The sequence below is a fragment of the Arthrobacter hankyongi genome (genome assembly GCF_022012395.1).
Taxonomy (GTDB): Bacteria; Actinomycetota; Actinomycetes; order Actinomycetales; family Micrococcaceae; genus Crystallibacter; species Crystallibacter hankyongi.
The window spans coordinates 74,168-98,546 of sequence record NZ_JAKLTQ010000003.1 but is presented as its reverse complement, the minus strand read 5'-3'; the positions used below and the strand labels follow the sequence as shown (position 1 = coordinate 98,546).

At 67.5% G+C, this 24,379-nt stretch carries 25 protein-coding genes; 3 read left to right on the top strand and 22 right to left on the bottom strand.

The features are described from left to right. Positions 1 to 10: 10 nt before the first annotated feature. From rplB to rpsJ, 5 genes are read right to left on the bottom strand one after another with little or no spacing between them, the layout of a single operon-like run. Positions 11 to 850 (bottom strand): 50S ribosomal protein L2, encoded by an 840-nt coding sequence (rplB, locus tag LVY72_RS06585; protein ID WP_237818941.1) that lies wholly within the window; start codon positions 848 to 850, stop codon positions 11 to 13. A 30-nt stretch (positions 851 to 880) separates the two neighbouring features. Further along, positions 881 to 1,186, bottom strand: coding sequence for a 50S ribosomal protein L23 (gene rplW / locus LVY72_RS06580; protein WP_237818939.1), 306 nt, complete (start codon positions 1,184 to 1,186; stop codon positions 881 to 883). Next, entirely contained in the window at positions 1,183 to 1,800 is a 618-nt protein-coding gene (gene rplD, locus LVY72_RS06575; RefSeq protein ID WP_237818937.1) for a 50S ribosomal protein L4, read from the bottom strand. The genes rplW and rplD overlap by 4 nt, the downstream gene beginning before the upstream one ends. Before the next feature lie 4 nt (positions 1,801 to 1,804). After that, positions 1,805 to 2,461, bottom strand: coding sequence for a 50S ribosomal protein L3 (gene rplC / locus LVY72_RS06570; protein ID WP_237818935.1), 657 nt, complete (start codon positions 2,459 to 2,461; stop codon positions 1,805 to 1,807). Positions 2,462 to 2,477: 16 nt separating this feature from the next. Continuing rightward, the gene (gene rpsJ / locus LVY72_RS06565; RefSeq protein WP_003803825.1) at positions 2,478 to 2,786 is read right to left on the bottom strand and encodes a 30S ribosomal protein S10; all 309 of its coding nucleotides are present in this window, start codon (positions 2,784 to 2,786) and stop codon (positions 2,478 to 2,480) included. Positions 2,787 to 3,173: 387 nt separating this feature from the next. Here rpsJ and LVY72_RS24590 point away from each other — a divergent pair, with 387 nt between their 5' ends. Both LVY72_RS24590 and LVY72_RS06555 read left to right on the top strand, forming a co-directional pair. After that, on the top strand, positions 3,174 to 5,198 hold the full coding sequence (locus LVY72_RS24590; protein ID WP_237818932.1) for an oxidoreductase: 2,025 nt from the start codon (positions 3,174 to 3,176) through the stop codon (positions 5,196 to 5,198). A gap of 93 nt (positions 5,199 to 5,291) precedes the next feature. Beyond that, entirely contained in the window at positions 5,292 to 6,761 is a 1,470-nt protein-coding gene (locus LVY72_RS06555; RefSeq protein WP_237818930.1) for a glycoside hydrolase family 1 protein, read from the top strand. A gap of 15 nt (positions 6,762 to 6,776) precedes the next feature. On the opposite strand, the gene LVY72_RS06550 is transcribed toward LVY72_RS06555, so the two are convergent. Further along, the gene (locus tag LVY72_RS06550; RefSeq protein ID WP_237818928.1) at positions 6,777 to 6,914 is read right to left on the bottom strand and encodes a hypothetical protein; all 138 of its coding nucleotides are present in this window, start codon (positions 6,912 to 6,914) and stop codon (positions 6,777 to 6,779) included. 96 nt (positions 6,915 to 7,010) lie between these two features. Here LVY72_RS06550 and LVY72_RS06545 point away from each other — a divergent pair, with 96 nt between their 5' ends. Then, the gene (locus tag LVY72_RS06545; RefSeq protein WP_237818925.1) at positions 7,011 to 7,412 is read left to right on the top strand and encodes a VOC family protein; all 402 of its coding nucleotides are present in this window, start codon (positions 7,011 to 7,013) and stop codon (positions 7,410 to 7,412) included. 104 nt (positions 7,413 to 7,516) lie between these two features. On the opposite strand, the gene tuf is transcribed toward LVY72_RS06545, so the two are convergent. The 16 genes from tuf to LVY72_RS06465 form a co-directional block, all read right to left on the bottom strand. Further along, on the bottom strand, positions 7,517 to 8,707 hold the full coding sequence (gene tuf / locus LVY72_RS06540) for an elongation factor Tu (protein WP_237818923.1): 1,191 nt from the start codon (positions 8,705 to 8,707) through the stop codon (positions 7,517 to 7,519). Between the two features lie 232 nt (positions 8,708 to 8,939). Continuing rightward, complete coding sequence (gene fusA, locus LVY72_RS06535) at positions 8,940 to 11,042, bottom strand: elongation factor G (protein WP_237818922.1); 2,103 nt, start codon at positions 11,040 to 11,042, stop codon at positions 8,940 to 8,942. 79 nt (positions 11,043 to 11,121) lie between these two features. Beyond that, positions 11,122 to 11,592 carry a 30S ribosomal protein S7 gene (rpsG, locus tag LVY72_RS06530; RefSeq protein ID WP_237818919.1) on the bottom strand — a complete coding sequence of 157 codons (471 nt, stop codon included), beginning with the start codon at positions 11,590 to 11,592 and terminating at the stop codon, positions 11,122 to 11,124. A gap of 1 nt (position 11,593) precedes the next feature. Next, on the bottom strand, positions 11,594 to 11,968 hold the full coding sequence (gene rpsL / locus LVY72_RS06525) for a 30S ribosomal protein S12 (protein WP_237818917.1): 375 nt from the start codon (positions 11,966 to 11,968) through the stop codon (positions 11,594 to 11,596). Positions 11,969 to 12,258: 290 nt separating this feature from the next. Next, entirely contained in the window at positions 12,259 to 14,313 is a 2,055-nt protein-coding gene (locus tag LVY72_RS06520; RefSeq protein ID WP_237818915.1) for an acyltransferase family protein, read from the bottom strand. Between the two features lie 80 nt (positions 14,314 to 14,393). Beyond that, positions 14,394 to 15,206: an IclR family transcriptional regulator domain-containing protein gene (locus LVY72_RS06515; RefSeq protein WP_237818913.1), complete on the bottom strand. Its 813-nt coding sequence runs from the start codon at positions 15,204 to 15,206 to the stop codon at positions 14,394 to 14,396. Between the two features lie 28 nt (positions 15,207 to 15,234). Further along, entirely contained in the window at positions 15,235 to 15,882 is a 648-nt protein-coding gene (locus LVY72_RS06510) for a 3-oxoacid CoA-transferase subunit B (RefSeq protein WP_237818912.1), read from the bottom strand. Next, positions 15,879 to 16,577, bottom strand: a complete 699-nt coding sequence (locus LVY72_RS06505; protein WP_237818910.1) for a 3-oxoacid CoA-transferase subunit A — start codon at positions 16,575 to 16,577, stop codon at positions 15,879 to 15,881. The genes LVY72_RS06510 and LVY72_RS06505 overlap by 4 nt, the downstream gene beginning before the upstream one ends. A gap of 27 nt (positions 16,578 to 16,604) precedes the next feature. After that, positions 16,605 to 17,813: a thiolase family protein gene (locus LVY72_RS06500; RefSeq protein ID WP_237818908.1), complete on the bottom strand. Its 1,209-nt coding sequence runs from the start codon at positions 17,811 to 17,813 to the stop codon at positions 16,605 to 16,607. A gap of 151 nt (positions 17,814 to 17,964) precedes the next feature. Next, entirely contained in the window at positions 17,965 to 18,396 is a 432-nt protein-coding gene (pcaC, locus tag LVY72_RS06495) for a 4-carboxymuconolactone decarboxylase (protein ID WP_237818906.1), read from the bottom strand. A 50-nt stretch (positions 18,397 to 18,446) separates the two neighbouring features. After that, the gene (locus LVY72_RS06490) at positions 18,447 to 19,241 is read right to left on the bottom strand and encodes an alpha/beta fold hydrolase (RefSeq protein WP_237818904.1); all 795 of its coding nucleotides are present in this window, start codon (positions 19,239 to 19,241) and stop codon (positions 18,447 to 18,449) included. Continuing rightward, positions 19,238 to 20,656 carry a lyase family protein gene (locus LVY72_RS06485; protein WP_237818902.1) on the bottom strand — a complete coding sequence of 473 codons (1,419 nt, stop codon included), beginning with the start codon at positions 20,654 to 20,656 and terminating at the stop codon, positions 19,238 to 19,240. The genes LVY72_RS06490 and LVY72_RS06485 overlap by 4 nt, the downstream gene beginning before the upstream one ends. 6 nt (positions 20,657 to 20,662) lie before the next feature. Continuing rightward, the gene (gene pcaG, locus LVY72_RS06480) at positions 20,663 to 21,235 is read right to left on the bottom strand and encodes a protocatechuate 3,4-dioxygenase subunit alpha (RefSeq protein ID WP_237818900.1); all 573 of its coding nucleotides are present in this window, start codon (positions 21,233 to 21,235) and stop codon (positions 20,663 to 20,665) included. Then, positions 21,235 to 22,062, bottom strand: coding sequence for a protocatechuate 3,4-dioxygenase subunit beta (gene pcaH, locus LVY72_RS06475; protein ID WP_237818898.1), 828 nt, complete (start codon positions 22,060 to 22,062; stop codon positions 21,235 to 21,237). The genes pcaG and pcaH overlap by 1 nt, the downstream gene beginning before the upstream one ends. A gap of 73 nt (positions 22,063 to 22,135) precedes the next feature. Beyond that, entirely contained in the window at positions 22,136 to 23,335 is a 1,200-nt protein-coding gene (locus tag LVY72_RS06470; protein ID WP_237818896.1) for a 4-hydroxybenzoate 3-monooxygenase, read from the bottom strand. Between the two features lie 102 nt (positions 23,336 to 23,437). Beyond that, positions 23,438 to 24,193 (bottom strand): IclR family transcriptional regulator, encoded by a 756-nt coding sequence (locus LVY72_RS06465; RefSeq protein ID WP_237818894.1) that lies wholly within the window; start codon positions 24,191 to 24,193, stop codon positions 23,438 to 23,440. Positions 24,194 to 24,379: the final 186 nt, after the last annotated feature.

Sequence of the window (24,379 nt, the reverse complement as noted above, 5' to 3'; positions counted from 1 at the left end):
TTCCAGGCTCCTATCGCTTGTTCTTGCCAGTACGACGGCGACGCACAATGAGCTTGTCGCTTTCCTTGTTGGGGCGGCGGGTGCGGCCCTCGGGCTTGCCGTTCGGGTTGACCGGGTGGCGGCCACCGGAGGTCTTGCCCTCACCGCCACCATGCGGGTGGTCGACCGGGTTCATGGCGACACCGCGGACGGTCGGGCGGACACCCTTCCAACGCAGGCGGCCGGCCTTGCCCCAGTTGATGTTGGACTGCTCGGCGTTGCCGACCTCGCCCACGGTGGCGCGGCAGCGCACGTCAACGTTGCGGATTTCGCCGGAAGGCAGGCGCAGCTGCGCGAAGCGGCCTTCCTTGGCAACCAGCTGCACGGAGGCACCGGCGGAGCGGGCCATCTTGGCGCCGCCGCCCGGGCGCAGCTCCACCGCGTGGATCACGGTACCCACGGGGATGTTGCGCATCGGCAGGTTGTTACCCGGCTTGATGTCGGCGTCCGGACCGGCCTCGACCATGTCGCCCTGGGCCAGCTTGTTCGGCGCGATGATGTAGCGCTTGGTGCCGTCCACGTAGTGGAGCAGCGCGATGCGGGCGGTGCGGTTCGGGTCATACTCGATGTGCGCGACCTTGGCCGGCACGCCGTCCTTGTCGTGGCGGCGGAAGTCGATCAGACGGTACTGGCGCTTGTGGCCGCCGCCCTTGTGCCGGGTGGTGATCTTACCGCTGTTGTTGCGGCCGCCGGTCTTGGTCAGCGGGCGGACCAGCGACTTTTCCGGCGTCGACCGCGTGATTTCGGTGAAGTCGGCCACGCTCGAGCCACGGCGGCCCGGGGTGGTCGGCTTGTATTTACGGATTCCCATAATTTATTTCCTCGTTAAAGTGGTCTCCGCTTAGGAAAGCGGACCGCCGAAGATGTCGATAGTGCCTTCCTTCAGGGTGACAATCGCACGCTTGGTGCTCTTGCGCTGTCCCCATCCGAACTTGGTCCGCTTGCGCTTACCGGCACGGTTGATGGTGTTGATCGAGTCGACCTTGACGGAGAAGATCTTCTCCACGGCGAACTTGATCTCGGACTTGTTCGAGCGCGGGTCGACCAGGAAGGTGTACTTACCTTCGTCGATCAGGCCGTAGCTCTTTTCCGAAACGACGGGCGCAATAACGACGTCGCGGGGGTCCTTAGCGGTGGTCGCGCTCACTTGGCGTCCTCCTTGGCAGTGGTCTTGGCTGCGATGAAGGCCTCGTACGCGGCCTGGGTGAAGACCACGTCGTCGGAGACCAGCACGTCGTAGGTGTTCAGCTGGTCCACGTAGATCGTGTGGACCTGAGCGATGTTGCGCAGGCTCAGGGCCGCCACATCGTTCTCGCGCTCAATCACCACGAGCAGGTTCTTGCGGTCGGACACCGAACGCAGAGTCTGGATGGCTGCCTTGGTCGACGGCTTCTCGCCCTCGACCAGTGCGTCCAGGACGTGGATGCGGCCGTTGCGCGCCCGGTCGGACAGGGCACCGCGCAGGGCGGCGGCCTTCATCTTCTTGGGGGTGCGCTGGCTGTAGTCGCGCGGGGTCGGGCCGTGCACGACGCCGCCGCCGGTCATGTGCGGGGCGCGGATGGAACCCTGGCGGGCGCGGCCGGTGCCCTTCTGCTTGAACGGCTTGCGGCCGGCACCGGAAACCTCGGCGCGGGTCTTGGTCTTGTGGGTACCCTGGCGTGCAGCAGCGAGCTGTGCGACGACGACCTGGTGCAGCAGCGGCACGTTGGTCTGGACGTCGAAGATCTCTGCAGGCAGGTCTACCTGGACAGTGTTGGCCATTGGATCAGGCTCCCTTCACTGCGGTGCGGACGAGGACGACCGAGCCACGGGAACCGGGGACGGCGCCCTTGATCAGCAGCAGCGACTTCTCGACGTCCACGGCATGAACGGTCAGGTTCTGGGTGGTGTGGCGCACGTTGCCCATGCGGCCAGCCATACGCAGGCCCTTGAAAACGCGGCTCGGGGTGGATGCGCCACCGATGGAACCGGGCTTGCGGTGGTTCTTGTGGGCACCGTGGGAGGCACCGACGCCGGAGAAGCCGTGACGCTTCATGACACCGGCGAAGCCCTTGCCCTTGCTGGTGCCGACGACGTCGACCTTCTGGCCGGCCTCGAAGACCTCCACGGACAGTTCCTGGCCCAGTTCGTAGGACTCGGCGTCGGAGGTGCGCAGCTCGACGAGGTGGCGGCGCGGGGTCACGCCGGCCTTCTCGAAGTGGCCGGCCAGCGGCTTGTTGACCTTGCGCGGGTCGATCGCGCCGAAGCCGATCTGGACGGCGGTGTAGCCGTCACGCTCTGCATTGAGCAGCTGGGTAACGACGTTGGAGTCGGCCTGGACAACGGTCACCGGGACAACCCGGTTGTTCTCGTCCCAAACCTGGGTCATGCCGAGCTTGGTGCCCAGCAGGCCCTTCACCTGGCGGGTAAGCGAAGTAGACATATGGATCCGCGCCCCCTTACAGCTTGATTTCGATGTTCACGTCTGCAGGCAGGTCAAGACGCATGAGCGAGTCAACGGCCTTCGGCGTGGGGTCAATGATGTCGATCAGACGCTTGTGCGTGCGCATTTCGAAGTGCTCGCGGCTGTCCTTGTACTTGTGCGGCGAACGAATAACGCAGTACACGTTCTTCTCCGTCGGCAGCGGCACCGGGCCCACTACCGTTGCGCCTGCGCGCGTGACCGTCTCGACGATCTTCCGTGCTGAAACATCAATGACCTCATGGTCATATGACTTCAGACGGATGCGGATTTTCTGTCCCGCCATGGCGTCTCCGCTCTCTTTCTCAGTGCTGCTCTGTTAATTTCTGGCATGCGCCCCGCCTCCCGGCCACGCCCGGTTTCCCGGCCTGCCGCGATCTGGCGCCCCTCCAACAGACTGAATCCGGATGGATCCGGGTTCCTCACCCTGCCGAGGCTCCGACCCCCGCGCTCGGGCGTGTCGCGTCGATACCGCAGACTCCGCCCAACATGATTGGGGTGGGTTATATTTGGGCTTGAAGTGCCTTCTTCGGACCTGACCCTGCCCCGGGCATTATCCCGGGCGGGACGCGGTCTCGCGTGAAGACACGCAAAAGCGCTTGAACAACGTCATCCAGTGTGCCAGATATCGGCGCGAAACGCGAATCCGCGCCCCGGCGGCAAAGGAGCTGCAGTGACCGAGCAGAAGCCGGCCGCGGACAGGACCTCTCCGCCGGGATCCGGCCGTGCCCTCTCCCCCGTACGGATCGGCTCCCTGCAGCTGCGGCACCGCATCGTGATGGGCTCGATGCACCTGAACCTGGAACAGCTCGACGACGGCGGCGCGGCCCTGGCGCAGTTCTACCGGGAGCGCGCGGACGGCGGCGCGGACCTGATCGTCACCGGCGGCGCGGCAGTGAGCCGTACCGGAGCGGGCGGACCGGGCTACACCCTGATCAACGAACCCGGATGTGCGGCGGCGCTGTCCCGGACCGTGGACGCGGTGCACGCGGCCGGCGGGCATCTGGCCCTGCAGCTGTTCCACGCCGGCCGCTACGCCTTCGAGCAGACCTACGGGCTGCGGCCGGTAGCGCCCTCGGCCGTCTACAGCGGCCTGTCCCGGTGCGAACCGGCGGCGCTGACCGCCGCACAGATCGAGCAGACCATTGCTGACTTCGCGGCGGGGGCCGGACGGGCGCGCGGACTGGGTTTCGACGCCGTCGAAATCATGGGCTCGGAAGGCTACCTGCTCAACCAGTTCGCCTCCCCGCTGACCAACCTGCGCCGGGACGAGTGGGGCGGCGATGCCGTGCGGCGCCGCCGCTTCCCGGTAGCGGTCCTGCGCGCGGTCCGCGCGGCCGTAGGCGCCGGCTTCCCGATCATCGTACGCACCTCCGGGACGGACCTGGTGGACGGCTCGAGCACCGATGCCGAGCTGGACGCACTCGCCGTCGAATTCGCCTGCGGCGGCGCCGATGCGCTGAACATCGGCATCGGCTGGCACGAGTCCACCGTGCCCACGGTACAGTCCCTGGTGCCGCACGGGCACTGGCTTCCGATGGCCCGGAGGATCAAGCGCGCGCTGCTGGCAGCGGGCCTGGCCACCCCGGTGATCGGCTCCAACCGGCTGAACTCACTGCCGCAGGCGGAGGCGGCACTGGCCGCGGGGGACCTGGACCTGGTGTCGATGGCCCGGCCGTTCCTGGCCGACCCTGCGATCATTGCCACGTCCCGGGCCGGCCGGCTGCCGCTGGTCAACACCTGCATCGGCTGCAACGAGGCGTGCCTGGACCGGGCCCTGGGCACGGAGCCGGTCTCCTGCCTGGTCAACCCGCGGGCCGGACACGAGCTGGAGTTTCCCACCGCACCGGCTGCCGGACGGGCACCGGCGGGGCCGGCGGTGGCCGTGGCCGGTGCCGGGCCGGCCGGCATGCAGGCGGCTGCCACGTTGGCCGCCGCAGGACTAGCGGTTGACCTCTACGAGGCGGCCGGCGGCATCGGCGGGCAGTTCCGCCTGGCCGGCCGGGTGCCGGGAAAGGAAGACTTCCTGGAGACCATCCGCTACTTCGAGCACAGGCTGGTGGACCTCGGCGTCCGGGTGCTGACGGACCATCCGGCCGATGCCGCCGGCCTGGCCGGCTATGCCCACGTGGTGGTCGGCACCGGAGTGCTCCCCCGCCGGGTGCGGCTGCCCGGGACCGGGCTGGTGCACGTGCTGGACTACCGGCAGGCGTTTGCCGATCCCGCCGGGGTGGGGCCGCGGGTGGCCGTGATCGGCGCGGGCGGCATCGCCGTCGACCTCGCCCACCTGCTGGCCGCAGACGCGCCGCGGCAGATCACGATCATGCGCCGCGGCGGGCGGGTCGGCGAGGGCATTGGGCCCACCACGCGCTGGGCGGTACTGCAGCAGCTGCGCGCCGCCGGCGTGCGCATGCTCACCGGCGTGAGCTACCGCCGGATCACGCCGGAGGGCGTGGAAATCACCCGCACCGACGGCGAGGCCGGGCTGGTGGCGGCGGACACGGTGATCCTGGCTGCCGGGCAGGAGCCTGCCACCGGGCTGGCCGCCGGGCTGGCCGCTGCCGGCACGGCGCACACCGTCGTCGGGGGCGCGCTGGATACCGAAGGACTGAACGCCGTCCGTGCCTTCGACCAGGGCCTGCGCGCCGGCACCGCCATCGCCCGGGACCTGCTCGGCGGCGCTGCGCTGCCGGACTGAGCCGGCAGGGGGCTTTCGGCGCGGCGCCCGCGGTGGAATGCTACAGGCATCGGTCCGCGGCCACCCGAAACAACCGACCAGAGGAACCAGTCCATGCGCATCGACGCCGAAACCCTCGCCGGGAAACTGCCCGGGAATTTCACCCTCGGCGTGGCCACGGCCGCCTTCCAGATCGAAGGAGCGGTGTCGGCGGACGGACGGGGCCCGTCCGGCTGGGATGCCTTCACGCATATGCCCGGACGGATCGTCGATGGCTCGGATGCCGACGTCGCCTGCGACCACTACTACCGGATGGACGAGGACGTTCAACTGATCCAGGGCCTGGGGGTGGACTCGTACCGGTTCTCACTCTCCTGGCCGCGGATCCAGCCGGCCGGCAAGGGGCCGGTGAACCGGAAGGGGCTGGACTTCTACGACCGGCTGCTGGACCGGCTGCTCGAACGCGGCATCTCCCCGATGTGCACCATCTACCACTGGGACACACCCCTGCCGCTGGAACGGCAGGGCGGCTGGCTCAACCGCGAAACCGCCTACCGGCTCGGCGACTTCGCCGCCATCGCGGCCGACGCGTTCGGCGACCGGGTGCACCGCTGGGTGACCATCAACGAGCCGGCCACGGTCACGCTCAACGGCTACGCGCTCGGACTGCACGCCCCGGGAGTGCCGCAGCTGCTCGACTGCCTGCCGGCAGCCCACCACCTGCTGCTCGGCCACGGGCTGAGTGTGCAGGCGCTGCGGGCAGCCACGGTGCCCGGCGAGGTGGGCATCGCCAATGTCTACTCCCCCGTGGTCGCCGCCACCGACGGTCTGGCCAACGAGCTGATGGTCCAGTTCTACGACATCGTGTTCAATGCCATGTTCTCGGATCCTGTACTGCTGGGCAGCTACCCCCGGGCCCATCCGCTGCTGTCCCCGTTCCTGGCCTATTTCCGCACGGTGCCGGCCGAGGACCTGGCGCTGATGCACCTGCCGCTGGACTTCTACGGGCTGAACTACTACTTCCCCTCCCGGATCGCTCCCGGACCGGGTCCGCTCACCGGCCCGCAGGCCCGGCCGGAGGGCGTCCCCGAGGCGTTCCTCCAGGATGGGCAGCAGCTGCCGTTCCATCTGGCCGGCTGGCCCGGCTACGACCGCACCGGCTTCGGCTGGCCGATCGCCCCGGACTATCTGGCCGAGGCGCTGACACAGCTGGCCAGGCGCTATCCGGACCTGCCCCCGGTCCACATCACCGAAGGCGGCGCCAGCTTTCCCGACGTCGTGGTGGAGGATGTGCCCACCGGCGGGCCCGTGGTGGCCGACGTGCAGCGGGTGGCCTACCTCGGCGCGCATCTGGACGCGGCCCTGGATGCGACCGCTCCGGGCGGGCCGGCCGCGGGCATCGACCTGCGCGGCTACTACGTCTGGACGCTGCTGGACAACTTCGAGTGGGCGGCCGGCTACAGCCAGCGCTTCGGCCTGGTCTACGTGGATTTCGACACCCAGCAGCGGATCCCGAAGACCTCCTACCGCTGGCTCCAGTCACTCGCCGCGGACCGGCCCAGCCGCAGCACCGCGCCGCGGTAGCTACTTGTCCGTACCCTACTGCCCGTTGCGGTTGGCCCGGCGGATCCGCCGGGCCCGCTCGATCTCGTGGCGGAAGTACTTCCGGCCCCAGAGCACGCCCGAAGACACCGCCACCACCACGCCGGCCACCACCCAGAAGAGCACCCATTCCATGGCCCAGATGCTACCCGAGCCGGCGCGGTTTTTCCGCCCGCAGCGGCTCCCGTCCGGGCTGGCGAGACTATCCTGAAAGTGTCTTGGAATTCCATTGTGAAGGAGACGGACACCATGCTGAGCACTACCAGGATGACCACGATCCTGCCCGTGAAGGACATGGACCGTGCACGCAACTTCTACGAGAATTCCCTCGGGCTCAAGGCCCAGGGAATGCAGGACGACGGCGGCTGCCTGCTCTCGAGCGGCGACGGCTCGGCCATCGAACTGATGGTCAAGCCGGACTCGGACACCTCGGACCATACCTCGGTCAGCTTCGAAGTCGCCGACCTGGCCATCGAGATGAAGGCGCTGGAGGACCACGGGGTCAGGTTCGAGGACTACGACCTGCCCGGCCTGAAGACCGAGGGCCATGTGGCCACCTCCGCGCATGAGAAGTGTGCCTGGTTCACGGACACCGAGGGCAACATCCTCTGCATCCACCAGAACCTGACATAGACACCGTTCAACACGAACCACCGTTAAACATCGAACCCCGCTGCAGCAGCAGCGGGGTTCGATGCATTCCGCGCCAGGCGCGGAACCGTGTTACGTGAAGATCATTACTTGATGATCTTGGTAACGCGGCCGGAGCCAACGGTGCGGCCACCCTCGCGGATGGCGAAGCCCAGGCCCTCTTCCATAGCGATCGGCTGGATGAGCTCGACGGTCATCTCCGTGTTGTCGCCCGGCATAACCATTTCGGTGCCTTCGGGCAGGGTGATAACGCCGGTCACGTCCGTGGTACGGAAGTAGAACTGCGGGCGGTAGTTCGAGTAGAACGGGTTGTGGCGGCCGCCTTCATCCTTGGAGAGGATGTAGACGTTGGCCTCGAAGTCGGTGTGCGGGGTGATGGAACCCGGCTTGACGACAACCTGGCCACGCTCCACGTCTTCGCGCTTGATACCGCGCAGCAGCAGACCACAGTTCTCGCCGGCCCATGCCTCGTCGAGCTGCTTGTGGAACATCTCGATACCGGTGACGGTGGTCTTCTGGACCGGGCGGATACCGACGATCTCAACTTCGGAGTTGATCGCGAGGGTACCGCGCTCGGCGCGGCCGGTCACCACGGTGCCGCGGCCGGTGATGGTGAAGACGTCCTCGATCGGCATCAGGAACGGCTTGTCCTTGTCGCGGACCGGGTCCGGAACGTTCTCGTCCACGGCGTCCATCAGGTCCTCGATGGACTTGACCCACTGCGGGTCGCCCTCGAGGGCCTTCAGGCCGGAAACGCGGATGACGGGAGCGTTGTCGCCGTCGAAGCCCTGCGAGCTGAGCAGCTCGCGGACTTCCATCTCCACCAGGTCGAGCAGTTCCTCGTCCTCGACCATGTCGGCCTTGTTCAGGGCGACGAGCAGGTAGGGAACGCCAACCTGGCGGGCCAGCAGCACGTGCTCGCGGGTCTGGGCCATCGGACCATCGGTAGCGGCAACCACGAGGATCGCGCCGTCCATCTGAGCTGCACCAGTGATCATGTTCTTGATGTAGTCAGCGTGGCCGGGAGCGTCTACGTGTGCGTAGTGGCGCTTCTCGGTCTGGTATTCGATGTGGGAGATGTTGATCGTGATACCGCGCTGGCGCTCTTCCGGAGCAGAGTCGATAGCTGCGAAGTCACGCTGCTCGTTGAGATCGGGGTACTTGTCCGCAAGCACCTTGGAAATGGCAGCGGTCAACGTGGTCTTGCCATGGTCAACGTGACCGATGGTGCCGATGTTGACGTGCGGCTTAGTCCGCTCGAACTTTGCCTTCGCCACTGGTTCCTCCTAGAACGTCTTGAGAAGAATTGCTCTTCGGCAACGCTTTTCGCTGCCGAAACCTGAACAAGTCTACGTCGGGCTTTTATATTTGGTGAAATTACAGGCATCGTCGGCACCTGTTGCGATGCCTTGGGCCTGGTGCAGGCGGCCGGCCGTCCCGGAACCGGAACCTCCGGCCACCTGCATTGCGGTTGGCCCCCCGGCTCGCCGGGCGGCCAACCGGAACTTGCTACTCGCCGCGGACCTTCTGGATGATCTCGTCGGCAACAGCCTTCGGGACCTCCGCGTAGCTGGCGAACTGCATCGAGTACACCGCGCGGCCCTGGGTCTTGGACCGCAGGTCGCCGATGTAGCCGAACATTTCGGACAGCGGCACGAGTGCGCGGATGACCTTCACGCCGCTGGCGTCCTCCATCGACTGCATCTGGCCGCGGCGGGAGTTGAGGTCGCCGATAACTTCACCCATGTATTCCTCAGGGGTGCGGACTTCAACTTCCATCATCGGTTCGAGCAGCACCGGCTGGGCCGTACGTGCGGCTTCCTTGAAAGCCATCCGGCCGGCGATCTTGAACGCCATTTCCGAAGAGTCAACATCGTGGTACGCACCGTCGAGGAGCGTGGCCTTGATGCCGACCACCGGGTACCCGGCCAGCACACCGTCGTTGAGGGCATCCTGGATGCCGGCGTCGACGCTGGGGATGTACTCGCGCGGAACGCGGCCACCGGTGACCTTGTTCTCGAACTCGTACATCGTGCCTTCGGAAGTGTCCATCGGCTCGATGGCAATCTGCACCTTGGCGAACTGCCCGGAACCACCGGTCTGCTTCTTGTGCGTGTAGTCGTACTTGGCGACCGGGCGCTTGATGGTTTCGCGGTAGGCCACCTGCGGCTTGCCGACGTTGGCCTCGACCTTGAATTCGCGGCGCATGCGGTCCACCAGGATGTCCAGATGGAGCTCGCCCATGCCGGCGATCACGGTCTGGCCGGTCTCTTCGTTGAGGGAGACCTGGAAGGTCGGGTCCTCTTCGGAGAGCTTCTGGATGGCGGTGGAGAGCTTCTCCTGGTCACCCTTGGTCTTCGGCTCGATGGCCACCGAGATCACGGGCTCCGGGAAGCTCATGGACTCGAGCACGATCGGGCTGTTCGGATCGCACAGCGTGTCGCCGGTGGTGGTGTCCTTCAGGCCGATCGCCGCGTAGATGTGACCGGTGGTGACTTCTTCCACCGGATTCTCCTTGTTGGCGTGCATCTGGAACAGCTTGCCGATGCGCTCCTTCTTGCCCTTGGTGGAGTTGACCACCTGGGCGCCGGAGGCGGCCTTGCCGGAGTAGACGCGGATGTAGGTCAGCTTGCCGAAGAACGGGTGGGTGACCACCTTGAAGGCCAGCGCCGCGAACGGTGCGTTCGCATCCGCCGCGCGCTCGATGATGACTTCCTCGTCGCGCACGTCGTGGCCCTTGATGTTGGGCACGTCCAGCGGGCTCGGCAGGTATTCGATCACGGCATCCAGCATCGGCTGGACACCCTTGTTCTTGAACGCGGAGCCGCAGAACACCGGGTAGATCTCGGAGTTGACGGTCAGCTTGCGGATACCGGCCTTGAGCTCGTCAACGGTCGGCTCTTCGCCCTCGAGGTACTTCTCCATCAGTTCCTCGGAGGACTCCGCCACGGCCTCGATCAGCTGGGCGCGGTATTCCTCGGCCTTTGCCTGCAGGTCCGCCGGGATCTCCTCGACCTCGTACTCGGCACCCATCTTGGTCTCGCCACGCCAGGTGAAGGCCTTCATGGTGAGCAGGTCGACGACGCCCTCGAAGTCGTTCTCCGCACCGATCGGCAGCTGCATGACCAGCGGCTTGGCACCGAGGCGGTTGATGATGGTGTCCACAGTGAAGTAGAAGTCCGCACCGAGCTTGTCCATCTTGTTGACGAAGCAGATGCGCGGGACGTTGTACTTGTCGGCCTGGCGCCATACGGTCTCGGACTGCGGCTCGACGCCTTCCTTACCGTCGAACACCGCGACGGCGCCGTCGAGCACGCGCAGCGAACGCTCCACCTCAACGGTGAAGTCCACGTGGCCCGGGGTGTCGATGATGTTGATCTGGTTGTTGTTCCAGTAGCAGGTGGTGGCAGCCGAGGTAATGGTGATACCACGCTCCTGCTCCTGGGCCATCCAGTCCATGGTCGAGGCGCCGTCGTGCGTCTCACCGATCTTGTGGTTAACGCCCGTGTAGAACAGGATGCGCTCAGTAGTGGTGGTCTTGCCGGCATCAATGTGGGCCATGATGCCGATATTGCGGACCTTGTTCAGGTCGGTAAGCACGTCGAGTGCCACAGTGTCTCCCTAATTCGGTGAGCTGCACCAACGGCGGCGGGGTCCGGGGCGCGGACCCCCGCCGCCAGCTGCGCTCTTATTACCAGCGGTAGTGGGCGAAGGCCTTGTTGGACTCGGCCATCTTGTGGGTATCTTCGCGGCGCTTCACAGCGGCGCCCAGACCGTTCGAAGCGTCCAGGATTTCGTTCATCAGACGCTCGGTCATGGTCTTCTCGCGGCGGGCCTTGGAGTAGCCAACCAGCCAGCGCAGGGCCAGGGCCGTGGCGCGGCCCGGCTTGACCTCTACCGGAACCTGGTAGGTCGCACCGCCGACGCGGCGGGAGCGGACCTCGAGGGTGGGGCGGACGTTGTCCATGGCCTTCTTCAAGGCTGCCACCGGATCGCCGCCGGACTTGGCGCGGGCACCTTCAAGGGCACCGTAGACGATGCGCTCCGCGGTGGACTTCTTGCCGTCGACCAGAACCTTGTTGATGAGCTGGGTCACCATCGGGGAACCGTAGACGGGATCTACAACGAGCGGCCGCTTGGGGGCCGGACCCTTGCGTGGCATATTACTTCTTCTCCATCTTCGCGCCGTAGCGGCTACGAGCCTGCTTGCGGTTCTTGACACCCTGGGTATCGAGGGCGCCGCGGACGATCTTGTAGCGGACGCCCGGCAGGTCCTTCACACGGCCGCCGCGCACCAGCACGATGGAGTGTTCCTGCAGGTTGTGGCCGACGCCGGGGATGTAGGCGGTCACTTCGATGCCGCCGGCGAGGCGGACACGGGCCACCTTGCGCAGCGCCGAGTTCGGCTTCTTCGGGGTGGTGGTGTAGACGCGGGTGCAGACACCGCGCTTCATGGGGCTGCCCTTAAGCGCGGGAGCCTTGGTCTTGGCGACCTTAGGAGTCCGGCCCTTGCGGACCAGCTGCTGAATCGTAGGCACTTTCGTGTTCTCCGTTAAGTTGGACTTTGCCCACCGCTGGCGCCATATCGCTTGGATAGGATCCCGGGGCCGGGCACTTTCAGTCGTCTTCGCACTCCCTGCGGAAGTGGAGCGACCGTAGGCGTGCAAAAGTGTGGCATTCGCCGCGCAAGTACCCCGCGGACCGGAAACAGGCCCCGTTCCCCGGAACCGGGAAACGGCCTTCATCCACTGCCACACAAAACAATCGTTATCAAGTCTAGCAGAGATTTTCCCCCAGCCCCGCGGCGGCCGTCCGGAACCATGGCCGCCTACCCGTTGCGGCCCATGGCCGCCAGCAGCTTCCGCTCCAGCCGCGGCACCAGCGTCTGCATGTACGTCTCGGTTACGTGGTTCTTGTCCGCGTACAGCAGGACGTTGCCGATCACCATCGGGCACACTTTGGTCCCGCAAAACGCGTCCGAGAGGTCAACCACCCTGGCTCCCGGGGCCAGTTTGGCCGCCTCCCGGGTGAGGTCCTGGCCGTCGAGTCCCTTGCGGCGCGGCTGGTCGCATGCCTGCGGATCCTCGTAGTGCTGCGCCACGCAGTCCGGGGCAATGGCACCTTCCCTAGGCCGCGGGGTGTCCACGATCGGGTAGACGTCGATGCCCGCCTCCGTGAGGGCGTTCCAGTTGCTGGCGAATCCGGCAGCCCCCGGCCGGTGGCCGGTGTGCGAATTCACGAAATTCACGCTCGCGTAGTAGGAGGTGACGACGGCGTCCACGTCGTCCCGCTCGATGATGCGCTTAAGCGTCTCGCGGTTCGGCTCGGTGCACTTCAGGTCGCTGTCCCGCTCCAGCACCCGCTTTTCCGCGCTGAACGGACAGGAGTTGTGGATGTAGGTCAGCAGCCGCCAGCCCTGCTTCCTGGCCACCGGTTCCAGCGCGGCAAACCAATGTCCGGCATGGGAATCGCCGATCAGGGCCACCGTGTAGGCCCCGTCCTTGTCGCCGAACTCGCATTCAGGGGTTTCCGCATCGGTGATACCGGCGATGCAGTCCCCCAGCGGGGACCGGTCCTTGGCCGCGTTCCCGGGGTCCGGAATGATGACATGGTTGTCCGCGCCGTAGGTCTGGTCCGCCCGCTTGGTCATGGCCGCGGCACCGAACTTCGCCGGTTGCTCGGCCAGAAGCTCTTCGGCCAGTGCAGTGCGCTCCGCCGTTACCTGCTGGTGCAGGCCGGCCGGCACGAAGGACAGCGACCCGACCAGCACGGTGGCGGCGGCGCCGGCCGCCAGCGGGCGCCACGCGCGGCCCCGGAGCCAGCCGGCCCGCCGCATTGGGGTCTCGATGAAGTAGAAGCTCAGGGCCGCCAGCGCAAAGGATGCCGCCAGCAGGGCCAGGCTCTGCAGCGGACGGGGGTCCCGGCCGGCCATGAGCTTGTAGAAGACGATCAGCGGCCAGTGCCACAGGTACAGCGAATAGGAGATGTTCCCCGTCCACTGGACCGGCTTCAGGTCCACCAGCCGGTGCAGCGAGAGCGTACCGGCGGTGCGTCCGGCCGCGATCACGGCCATGGTGCCGAGGACGGGCAGCAGGGCCGCCGCACCCGGGAACGGTGTGTCGCCGGTGAACAGGAAGGCCGAGGCGGCAATGGCGGCCAGCCCGGCCACGGCCAGGCCGGAGCGGAGCAGCCGGTGGCGTTCGGTGTAGGTCAGCGTCGCGGCGAGCAGGCCGCCCAGCCCCAGCTCCCAGATGCGGGTGGGCGTGATGAAGTACGCGGCGGGATTTCCCGACGCCGTGAACCAGAGTCCGAAGGCCAGGGAAGCCGCGGTGGCCACGGCGAACAGCGGGACGACGATGCGCGCCAAGGGACGTTTCGAACGGCGCATCAGCACCGCGGCCAGCAGCACCAGCAGCGGCCAGAAGATGTAGAACTGCTCCTCCACCGCCAGGGACCAGAAATGCTGCAGGGCCGTGGCCGTATCCGCGGCGGCCAGGTAATCCACCGAATTGGCCGCGAGCACCCAGTTCTGCACATAGAACGTCGAGGCCAGGGCCTGCAGGCCCAGCTGCGGCCACTGTGTGATGGGGCTAAGCAGGACCGTGGCCAGCAGGACCGCGGCGATGGCCGCCAGCGCGGCCGGCAGGATACGCCGAACCCGTCCGGCCCAGAAGTCCCGCAGGGACAAGGTGCCGGTCCTGGCCACTTCCCGGAGCATGTGGCCGGTGATCAGGTAGCCGGAGATGACAAAGAAGACATCGACGCCGATGAAGCCGCCGGGCACCCGGAACGGCTCGAGGTGGTAGGCCACCACCAGCAGCACCGCGAGGGCACGCAGCGCCTGGATTTCGGGCAGGAAGCTGCGGCGGTCATTCTTGGGCATCACAACAGGTGAGTCAACCCGAACCGGGTGAACGACCCCCGGCATCCGGGTGAACTCCGGATGTCCGCTTGCCGGCACGGTCAGCGCGGCGGGACCCTCGGCTCTTGCTTGGCGCGCAACGCCTCGGTGACCTGCTGCGATGCGTCCCGCAGCTGTGGCAGGACCTCGGCGGCCGCGGTGTCCAGGTCCCGGCCGCTGTCCTCGTAGCGGACCTGCATGGAGACGTTCAGTGCCGCGGCCACCGAGCCGTCGGGCCGGTAGATCGGCACCGCCACCGAACGCAGGCCGGTCTCCAGTTCCTGGTCCACCAGTGCAAATCCCTGCAGCCGGACCTTCGCCAGCTCCGCCCGCAGCGCGTCGGTGCCGGCGATGGTGCGGGGCGTCAGCGGCTTCAGCTCGGTGCGGGCCAGGTAGTCCTCCAGCTCCGCTTCGGGCAGGCCGGCCAGCAGCACCCGGCCCATCGAGGTGGCATAGGCCGGAAACCGCGTCCCCACGGTGATGCCCACCGTCATGATGCGCCGCGTGTGGATCCGGGCGATGTAGACGATGTCGCCGCCGTCGAGGATGGACGCGGAGGTGGACTCGTGCAGCTGGGCGGAGAGTTCCTCCAGCAGCGGCTGCACCAGCTGGGGCAGGGTCTGTCCGGACAGATAGGAGTACCCGAGCTGCAGCACCAGGGCCGTCAGCTCGAAGACCCGCCCATCCGTCCGGACATACCCGAGTTCCACGAGGGTGTGCAGGAAACGGCGCGCCGTCGCCCGGGTCAGTCCCGTGCGGCGGGAGACGTCACTGAGCGTCATGCTCACGTGCTCCGCGTCGAAGGCGCGGATCACGGCCAAGCCGCGGGCCAGGGACTGGACAAACTGGTCCCCGGGCAGTTTCGTCTCGGTCATGTCCCCCGCTGTTTCCTGTGGTGTAGTGCTACTCGCCCAGCGGCGGCAGCAGCTTGACGTCCATTTTGGACTGCAGTTCCTCGACCGTGGTGCCGAAGGTTTCGCGCACGCGCACACCCTCGGACGAAATGAGGAACACAGCATCATTAGTGTAGACGCGCGTGACACAGCCGACGCCGGTGAGCGGGTAGGTGCATTCGGGCACCAGCTTGCTCTTGCCGTCCTTGGTGAACAGGGACATCATCACGTAGACGTCCTTGGCACCGGTGGCCAGGTCCATGGCCCCGCCGACGGCCGGGATCGCGTCCGGGGCGCCGGTGTGCCAGTTGGCCAGGTCGCCGGTGGCCGACACCTGGAAGGCACCCAGCACGCACACGTCCAGATGGCCGCCGCGCATCATCGCGAAGGAGTCCGCGTGGTGGAAATAGGACGCACCGGGCAGCTCCGTGACCGGAATCTTGCCCGCGTTGATCAGGTCCTCGTCGATTTGGTCCCCGTGCGCCTCCGGGCCCATGCCCAGCATGCCGTTTTCGGTATGCAGGGTCACGTCCTGCTCGGCGGTCAGGTAGTTGGATACCAGCGTCGGCTGGCCGATGCCCAGGTTCACGAAGGCACCGGGCTTGATGTCCCGGGCCACCAACTGGGCCAGCTCGTCGCGGCTAAGTTTCTCGCTCACTGGTTTGCCTCCTGTGCCGCCGGTGCCTGGGCGTGCGGTTCGATCTTCACGACGGTGTCCACGTAGATGCCCGGGGTGATGACCACCTCGGGATCGATCTGGCCGGTCTCCACGATCTCGGACACCTGGACGATGGTCTGCTTGGCAGCGGAGGCCATGATCGGGCCGAAGTTGCGGGCCGTCTTGCGGTAGACCAGGTTGCCGGTCTTGTCCGACTTCAGTGCCTTGATCAGCGCGAAGTCCGCGTAGATCGGGGACTCGAGCACATAGCCGCGGCCGTCGATCACGCGGGTTTCCTTGCCCTCGGCGAGCATGGTGCCGTAGCCGGTGGGGGTGAAGAAGCCCCCGATCCCGGCGCCGGCGGCGCGGATGCGCTCGGCCAGGTTGCCCTGCGGCACCAGTTCGAGCTCGATCTCGCCGGCTCGGTAGGCGGCGTCGAAGTGCCAGGAATCGGACTGGCGCGGGAACGAGCAGATGATCTTCTTCACCCGGCGTTCCTTGATCAGCAGCGCCAGGCCGGCATCTGCCTGGCCTGCGTTGTTGTTGACGACGGTCAGGTCCGTGGCGCCGCACGCCAGCAGCGCGTCGATCAGTTCCATCGGCTGGCCGGCGTTGCCGAACCCGCCGATCAGCACCGTGGCGCCGTCGTGGATGCCGGCAACCGCCTCGGCGGCGGTGGCTGCAATGTTGAGCATGAAGGACCTCCTTACTGAATCTGGTGGTTACTTGGAAGCGTTGACGTTTTCGAGCACGACGGCCAGGCCCTGGCCGACGCCGATGCAGATGGCCGCCACACCCCAGCGCTCGCCGCTGTCCTGGAGCCGGCGCGCCAGCGTGCCCAGGATGCGCAGGCCGGAGGCGCCCAGCGGGTGGCCGATGGCGATGGCCCCGCCCCAGGCGTTGACCACCGCCGGGTCGATCTCCCAGGCGTCCAGGCAGGCCAGGGACTGGGCGGCGAAGGCCTCGTTCAGTTCGACGGCGGCCACATCGTTCCAGCTGATGCCTGCCTTGGCCAGGGCGCGGTTGGCGGCCTCGACCGGGGCGTAGCCGAAGTACTGCGGTTCGTTCGCGGCGGCGCCGCGGCCGGCGATGCGGGCCACCGGTTCCAGGCCCAGCAGGCCGGCAGCCTTCTCGCTGCCCAGCCACGCAGCCGAGGCGCCGTCGTTCATCGGGGAGGCATTGCCGGCGGTCACGGTGCCGTTTTCGGCACGGAAGACGGTGCGCAGCCCGGCCAGGGTCCCGGTGGTGGATTCCGGACGGATGGTCTCGTCGCGGACCAGCTCGACGCCCTTCTTGGTGTTCGGGGCGACGGGGACGACCAGGTTGTCGTACTTGCCCTCGTTCCAGGCGGCGTCGGCCAGCCGGTGCGAGGCGGCGGCGAACTCATCCTGGCGTTCACGGCTGATGCCGTACTTCTCCCGCAGCTGCTCGGTGGCCTCGCCGAGGGAGACGGTCCATTCGCCGGGCATCTGGGGGTTGACCAGGCGCCAGCCAAGCGTGGTGTTGGCCAGCTCCAGGTTGTTCATCGGGAAGGGACGCTCGGTCTTGGGCAGGACCCACGGGGCCCGGGACATCGACTCGACGCCGCCGAGCAGCATCAGTTCCGCGTCGCCGACGTTGATCTGGCGCGAGGCGATCATCGCGGCGTCCAGGCTCGAACCGCACAGGCGGTTGACGGTGGTGCCGGGCAGGGACGTGGGCAGCCCGGCCAGCAGGGTGGCCATCCGGGCCACGTTGCGGTTTTCCTCGCCGGCGCCGTTGGCGTTGCCGAAGACGACCTCGTCAATGGTTTCCGGATCCAGCTTGGGCGCCCGCCCGACCAGCGCCTTCACGACCAGCGTCGCGAGGTCGTCCGGCCGGTGCGAGGCCAGCGCCCCGCCGATCTTCCCGAACGGGGTCCGGATTGCATCGTAGAGATAGGCCTGGTTCACTACGGCTCCTTTGTCCGCGCCCGGCAGCGGGCGCGGGTCGGGTCCGGCAGACCGCACCCGCTGGTACGGCCCGCCGGGATTGCTACTGATGGTCCGGCACAGGCACGGAGCGCCATATGTTCGCTCTACGAACGCCTGTACGTCATATGAACTATAGGCCCGCGCCGCTGTCTTCGTCAAGCTTCGCGAAGACGCCCTGGGCCACCTTGAAGGCCACATTCGCGGCCGGCACGCTGCAGTAGATGGCCGACTGCAGGATCACTTCCTTGATCTCGTCCCGGGTCATCCCGTTGGTCAGTGCGGCCCGCACGTGCATGGCCAGTTCTTCCCAGTAGCCGTTGGCGATCATGGCCGTCAGGGTGATCGCGCTGCGGGTGGTGCGGGGCAGGCCCGGCCGGGTCCAGATGGTGCCCCAGGCGTAGCGGGTGATCAGTTCCTGGAAGTCCTGGGTGAACGGATCGATCGATGCGTTGGCGCGGTCCACGTGCGCATCGCCGAGGACCTGGCGGCGGACCGTCATGCCCTCGTCGTAGACCGTCTCCTGGGACTTGGCCGGGTCAAAGGTGAACTGCTTCTGGTTCACGGGGTGGAACTCCTTCATTGGTTCTCGGATATTAGGACGGACCGGCGGCTTTAGTTGCCGAGGAAGAAGCCGCGCAGCAGCCGCGCGGTTTCTCCGGGCGCCTCCGCCGGCGCCTGGTGCGCGGCGGCGTCGACGACGGCGGACTGGCCGTGCTGGACGCCGGCGGCCACGGCCTCGGCGAAGGCCGGTGGGCAGACTTCGTCGGCGCCGCCGGCGATGGCGATCACCGGGGTGGCGATTTCGCCCAGGCGCCCGCGCACGTCGAAGCCGGCCAGGGCCTGGCAGGCATGGGCGTAGGCGAACCGGTCCGCATTCTGCAGGGTGTGCAGCAGCCGGGTCGTGGCCTCGGCGTTCTGCTCGATGAAGCCCGGGGCGAACCAGCGCTGGGCGGAGCCGACCACCATCGTGGGCGTGCCGGAATTGCGCACGGTCCCGGCGCGGTCCAGCCAGGCCTGCGGCTCGCCGATCTTCGCGCCGGAGCAGAGAACGCCCAGGCCGGAGAACAGCTGCGGGTAGTCCAGCCCCAGCTGCAGGGCCAGTCCGCCGGCCAGGGAAACGCCGGCGAAGTACAGCGGCTGCGCCGGATCGATGTCGCCGGATTCGCGCAGCCGCACAGCCAGGTCCGCCACGGCGGTGGCCAGTTCGGCCATGGTCCAGGGCTCGGTGGACGCCGGGCTGGCGCCGTGCCCGGGCAGGTCGATACCAATAACCTGGAAATCCTCCAGGTAGGCGGCGGCATCGATCCACAGGGCCTTGGCACCGGTGCCCAGGCCTGCCGCAGCGATCAGTACGGGCTTGCCCTTGCCGCCGGCCAGCTGGGTGGGGGTGATCTCGGGGACGCTCACGAATGGCTCCATTCCTGGTAGTGGGAAGTAATCCGGGTGATCAGCTCGCCGCTTTGGCCGGTGTAGTTGGTCGGGTCCAGCAGTGCGGCCAACTGCTCGTCGGAGAGCTGCCCGCGGGATATCGAGCCGCGCAGCAGGTCCGCCAGCGAGGCGCCGGTGGCCAGCGACTCGTTGACCAGCGCCTGGACCTTGGGCTTGCCGGCGCCGGGCACTCCCCCGTCCAGCAGCGGCGCCGCCACCGCCATGATCTTCTCGCTGACCACCAGCGGCCCGGTCAGGGCGAGGTTGGCGGCCATCCGGTCCTCGTGGACCACCAGGCCGCCGGCGAGCTCGGCCAACTTGGCCGCCGCTCCCCCGGCCAGGCGCAGCAGTTCGCGCAGCGGCTGCCACTCCACATGCCAGGAGCCGTCCGGACGCTCATCGACGGCACCGGCGGCCGCGGCCTGGATCTGGGCCAGCTGCCCCGGGGCGGCCAGCGCGGCGCTGCGGATCAGCACCGAGAGCACCGGGTTCTGCTTCTGCGGCATGGCCGATGAGACTCCGCGACCCTCGGCGCGCGGCTCGGAGAGCTCGCCGATTTCCGGCCGGCTGAGCAGCAGCACGTCATTGGCCACCTTGCCGGCAGCGGCCAGCACGTCGGCCAGCGCCGCAGCCAGCGCGGTGACCGGCAGCCGGTTGGTCTGCCAGGGCGCCACCGGCTCGTCCAGCCCCAGCAACGATGCCAGCCGGGCCGCCAGCTCCAGCGGGGTGCCCTCGCCGCCGCCGGTATCGGTCAGCGTGGTCAGTGCAGCCATGGTGCCGGCGGCGCCACCCCACTGCAGCGGCAGTTCCGCGGCCACCTCGTCCAGCCGGACGCCCGCCTGGCCGATGCCGGCGAGCCAGTTGGCGGCCTTGAGCCCGAAGGTGGAGGGCAGCGAATGCTGGGTCAGCGTCCGGGCCACCGTGACGGTGCCGCGGTGCGCATCGGCGAGCCGGGCCAGCGCCGCCGCTGCCGTGCGCAGGTCGGCCGACACCGCCGCGACGGTGCGCTGGGCCATCAGCAGCAGGGCGCTGTCGACGATGTCCTGGCTGGTGGCACCCTTGTGCACCGCTGCGGCCGCCGCTGCCGCGGCCGGCGCGTCCGACTGCTTGATGGCTGCGCGCAGGTCCGCCAGCAGCGGGATCAGCGGGTTGCCGCCGCCCTGGGCCCGCGCGGCGAGGCCGGCGGCGTCGTACAACTGCGCCGAGGCCGCGGCTTCGACGGCGGCGGGCACCTCGGCGGCGGCGTAGCCGGCGTCCGCGAGCACGCGGACCCAGGCCAGTTCGACGTCGAGCATGGCCTGGATGAACTGTGAATCGCTGGTTAAACGGGACGCTGCTGTCCCGGCCGTAGCCGGGGACAGCAGCCCGAAATCAGCGTTGTCCGCTGTATTCATGTGTGGTTAGACTCCCGGAAAGCTCAGGAAGACCGTCTCGTCGCCGCCCTGCAGCCGGATGTCGAAGCGCAGGTCGCCGTTCGGCTCGCGCTCGGCGACCAGGGTCCGGCGGCGTTCCTCAGGCAGCGAGGCCAGCAGCGGATCGTTGGCCAGGGCCTCGGTGTCCTCGGGCAGGTAGACGCGCGTGAACAGCCGGTTGAGCAGGCCGCGGGCGAAGATCACCAGCGAAATGAACGGCGCCTTGCCGTCCTCGGTGGCCCCCGGATTCACCGTGGTGAAGGTGTAGTGGCCCACGTTGTCCACCGCCACCCGGCCCCAGCCGGTGAAGGTGTGGTCGTCGCGGACCAGCGAGCCGGTCTCCTGGACGATGCGGCCGTTCTCGTCGGCCTGCCAGATCTCCAGCATGGAGTCCGGGATCGGGTCGCCGTTGCCGTCGGTCACCACGCCGTGCAGCCGGATGGAGCCCGGATGCGCGCGGTGGACGAGCTGGTTGTCCTTCTCGTAGGGCAGGGCGTAGCCGTAGAACGGGCCGATGGTCTGGCCCGGGGTAGCCACAAGCTTTGCAGTCGACTCAGTCATTAGTGTGCGTCCTCGTCTTCCATCCAGGTGCGGTTGCTGCCGGAGAGCACAATGTCCCAGGTGTAGCCGGTGGCCCATTCATGGCTGGTGACATTGTGGTCGTAGGTGGCCACGAGCCGGTCGCGGGCCTTCTGGTCGGTGATCGACTGGTAGATCGGGTCCAGCGAAAACAGCGGATCGCCCGGGAAGTACATCTGCGTGATCATCCGCTGGGTGAAGTCCGTACCGAACAGGGAGAAGTGGATATGCGCCGGGCGCCAGGCGTTGTGGTGGTTCTTCCACGGGTACGGCGCCGGCTTGATGGTGGTGAACTGGTAGGAGCCATCGTCGCCGGTGATGGCACGGCCCACGCCGGTGAAGTTCGGGTCGATCGGCGCCGGGTGCTGGTCCCGCTTGTGGATGTAGCGGCCGGCCGCATTGGCCTGCCAGATCTCCACCAGCTGGTTCCGGACCGGCCGGCCGTCGCCGTCGAGGACCCGGCCCCGGACCACGATGCGCTCGCCCAGCGGCTCGCCGTTGTGCTGGATGGTCAGGTCGGACTCGAGGATGTGCACGTCGCGCTGGCCGAAGGCCGGGCTCCACAGCTCGATGGTCTCGGGGTCCGTGTGGTGCAGGTCCTTGGTCGGATGGCGCAGCAGCGAGGAACGGTAGGGGGCGAAGTCGATGCGCGGCTGGGTTTCCTCCGCCTCGCCGGCTTCGACGCCCTTGCGGTAGGCCGCGTGGATGTCGCTGATTTCCTGGTTGATGGTGTCCTGCGAATCCGCTGTGGCGGCGGGGTCCAGCGTATGGCTGTTCTCGAACGATTCTTCCGGGGCTTCGGGGGTCATCGGGAACTCCTTTCTAGGGCTGCGGTCATACTTGGTGGTGTTGCGGAAGGGGCCGGTGTCCGGCCCGGCCCGGCTACAGGCCGTGCGGCCAGCCGGTGTAGGACTCGGCCAGGTACTGCTGTCCGTAGCGGGAGTTCACCACGGTGTCCAGCTCGCCGATGGCGCGCTTGGTTTCGAACGGGTTGGCGTCCTTGCGGGTGTGCAGCATGTTGGTCATCCAGTAGGAGAAGTTCTGCGCCTTCCAGACCCGGCGCAGGGCCTTCTCGCTGTAGCCATCGAGCAGGTCCTTGGACTTGGTGGCGAAGTAGGAATCGATGGCCTCGAAGAGCACCTTGACGTCGGCGAAGGCCAGGTTCAGGCCCTTGGCACCGGTCGGCGGAACGGTGTGCCCGGCGTCGCCGGCCAGGAACATGTTGCCGTACCGCATCGGCTCGCACACATAGGAGCGGAACTTCAGGATCATCTGCTCGAAGATCGGCCCGCGCTTGAGCTGGAGCCCGTCCGGGCCGTCGACCCGCTTCTGCAGTTCGTCCCAGATCTGCTCCTCGCTCCACTTCGAGGCGTCCTCGTTCGGGTCCGCCTGGAAGTACATGCGCTGGACCTTCTCGTTGCGCTGGGAGATCAGGGCGAAGCCGTGCTCGGAGTTCGAGTAGATCAGCTCCGGGGCGCTCGGCGGAGCCTCGGTGAGGATGCCGAACCAGGCGAACGGGTACTCGATGAAGTTGTCCGTCCGGTGTTCGGCCGGGATGGCCCACTTGCAGATGCCCTGCGAACCGTCGGCGCCGACCAGGATCTCGCAGTGGATCTCGAAGGCGTTGCCCTCGGCGTCGGTGAAGCGGATCTTCGGGGTGTCCGTGGCCATGTCCAGGACCTCGGTGTCAGAGACGCTGTAGCGCACGTCGCCGCCGTCGCGCTCGCGGGCCGCGGCCAGGTCCACGAAGACCTCGTTCTGCGGGTACAGGTAGACCGACGCGTCGACGAGTTCCTTGAAGTTGATCCGGTGGGACTCGCCGCGGAAGCGCAGGTCGATCCCTTCGTGCTCGTAGCCGTCGGTCAGCACGCGGCCGTCCACGCCGGTGTCGGTGAGCATCTTGACCGAGCCGGTCTCGAGGATGCCGGCGCGGTGGGTGTTCTTGATGGTCTCGTGGTCCCGCTTCTCGACGACGATGTTCTCGATGCCGGACTTGGCGAGCAGGTGGGAGAGCATCAGGCCGGCGGGGCCGCCGCCGACGATGCCCACCTGGGTCTTGATGATTTGTGCGTTTGCGGACATGGACGAGTCCCCTTCACTGGACGGGAATGTGGCTTGGATTCCGTTCCAGTGTGACTGTCACTACATCACCGCCGCACCGCGATTCTCATTGAATGGAAAAGGCTACGCGGGCTGGCTGCCCATGGTGCGGGCGATCCCCCGGGCCGCCGTCATCAGCGCCGGCACCACCGACTGGAAGCTTTCGAACCCCAGCGGCACAACGACGCCGAGCGCCGCCTGGGCGTTGCCGTGCGGGCCAAGGACCGGGACGGCGATACCGGTGGTGTCCGCGTCCACCCTGCCGTCGAAGGCGGCGTAGCCGCGCAGCCGGATCTGGGCCAGGTGCCGGCGGAAGTCGAAGGAGACCGGGTCGGCCGAGGCGACGGCGTCCGGATGCCGGTTCAGGTAGGACTCCTGGACATGGTTGGGCGAAAACGCCAGCAGGACCATGCCCAGCGAGGTGCGGTGCACCGGCATGCGGCCGGCGATCTGGGCCTGGTTGACCACCGAACCGCGGCTGGACAGCCGCTCGATGACCAGCACCTCGTCGTCGCGCAGGATCGCCAGCTGGGTGTGCTGGCGGACCACCGACTGCACATCGTCCATGAACGGGATGGCCGCCTGGCGCAGGTCCACCGCGGGCGAGGAGCGGTTCGCCAGCTCCCACAGCCGCAGCCCCGGGCGCACCTGGCCGTTGGCGTCGCGGCTGAGCAGGCCGTGCCGGACCATGTCGGCCACCAGGCGGTAGGCCGTGGCCAGCGGCACGTCCGCCCGGCGGGCCAGGGCGGCGATGCTCAGGGAGTCCTTCGTCCCGTCGAAGGCGCCCAGCACGCGGACCAGCCGGTCCAGCACCGAGTCCCCGGAACGCGAATTGGCCATCCAACCAGAATCCCACAGATCCCCGCCGTACCGTCCACCCCACCCACACCCATCGACTTGCCACTTATTGCCATTTCCAGCCGTGAAAAGGGCATTATCCGTCGAGTGGATGGGGTGGGGGATGGAGGGGAAACGCAAGGCGCCCCCTGCGGACGTTGCCGTCTGCAGGGGGCGCCTTCTGCCGCT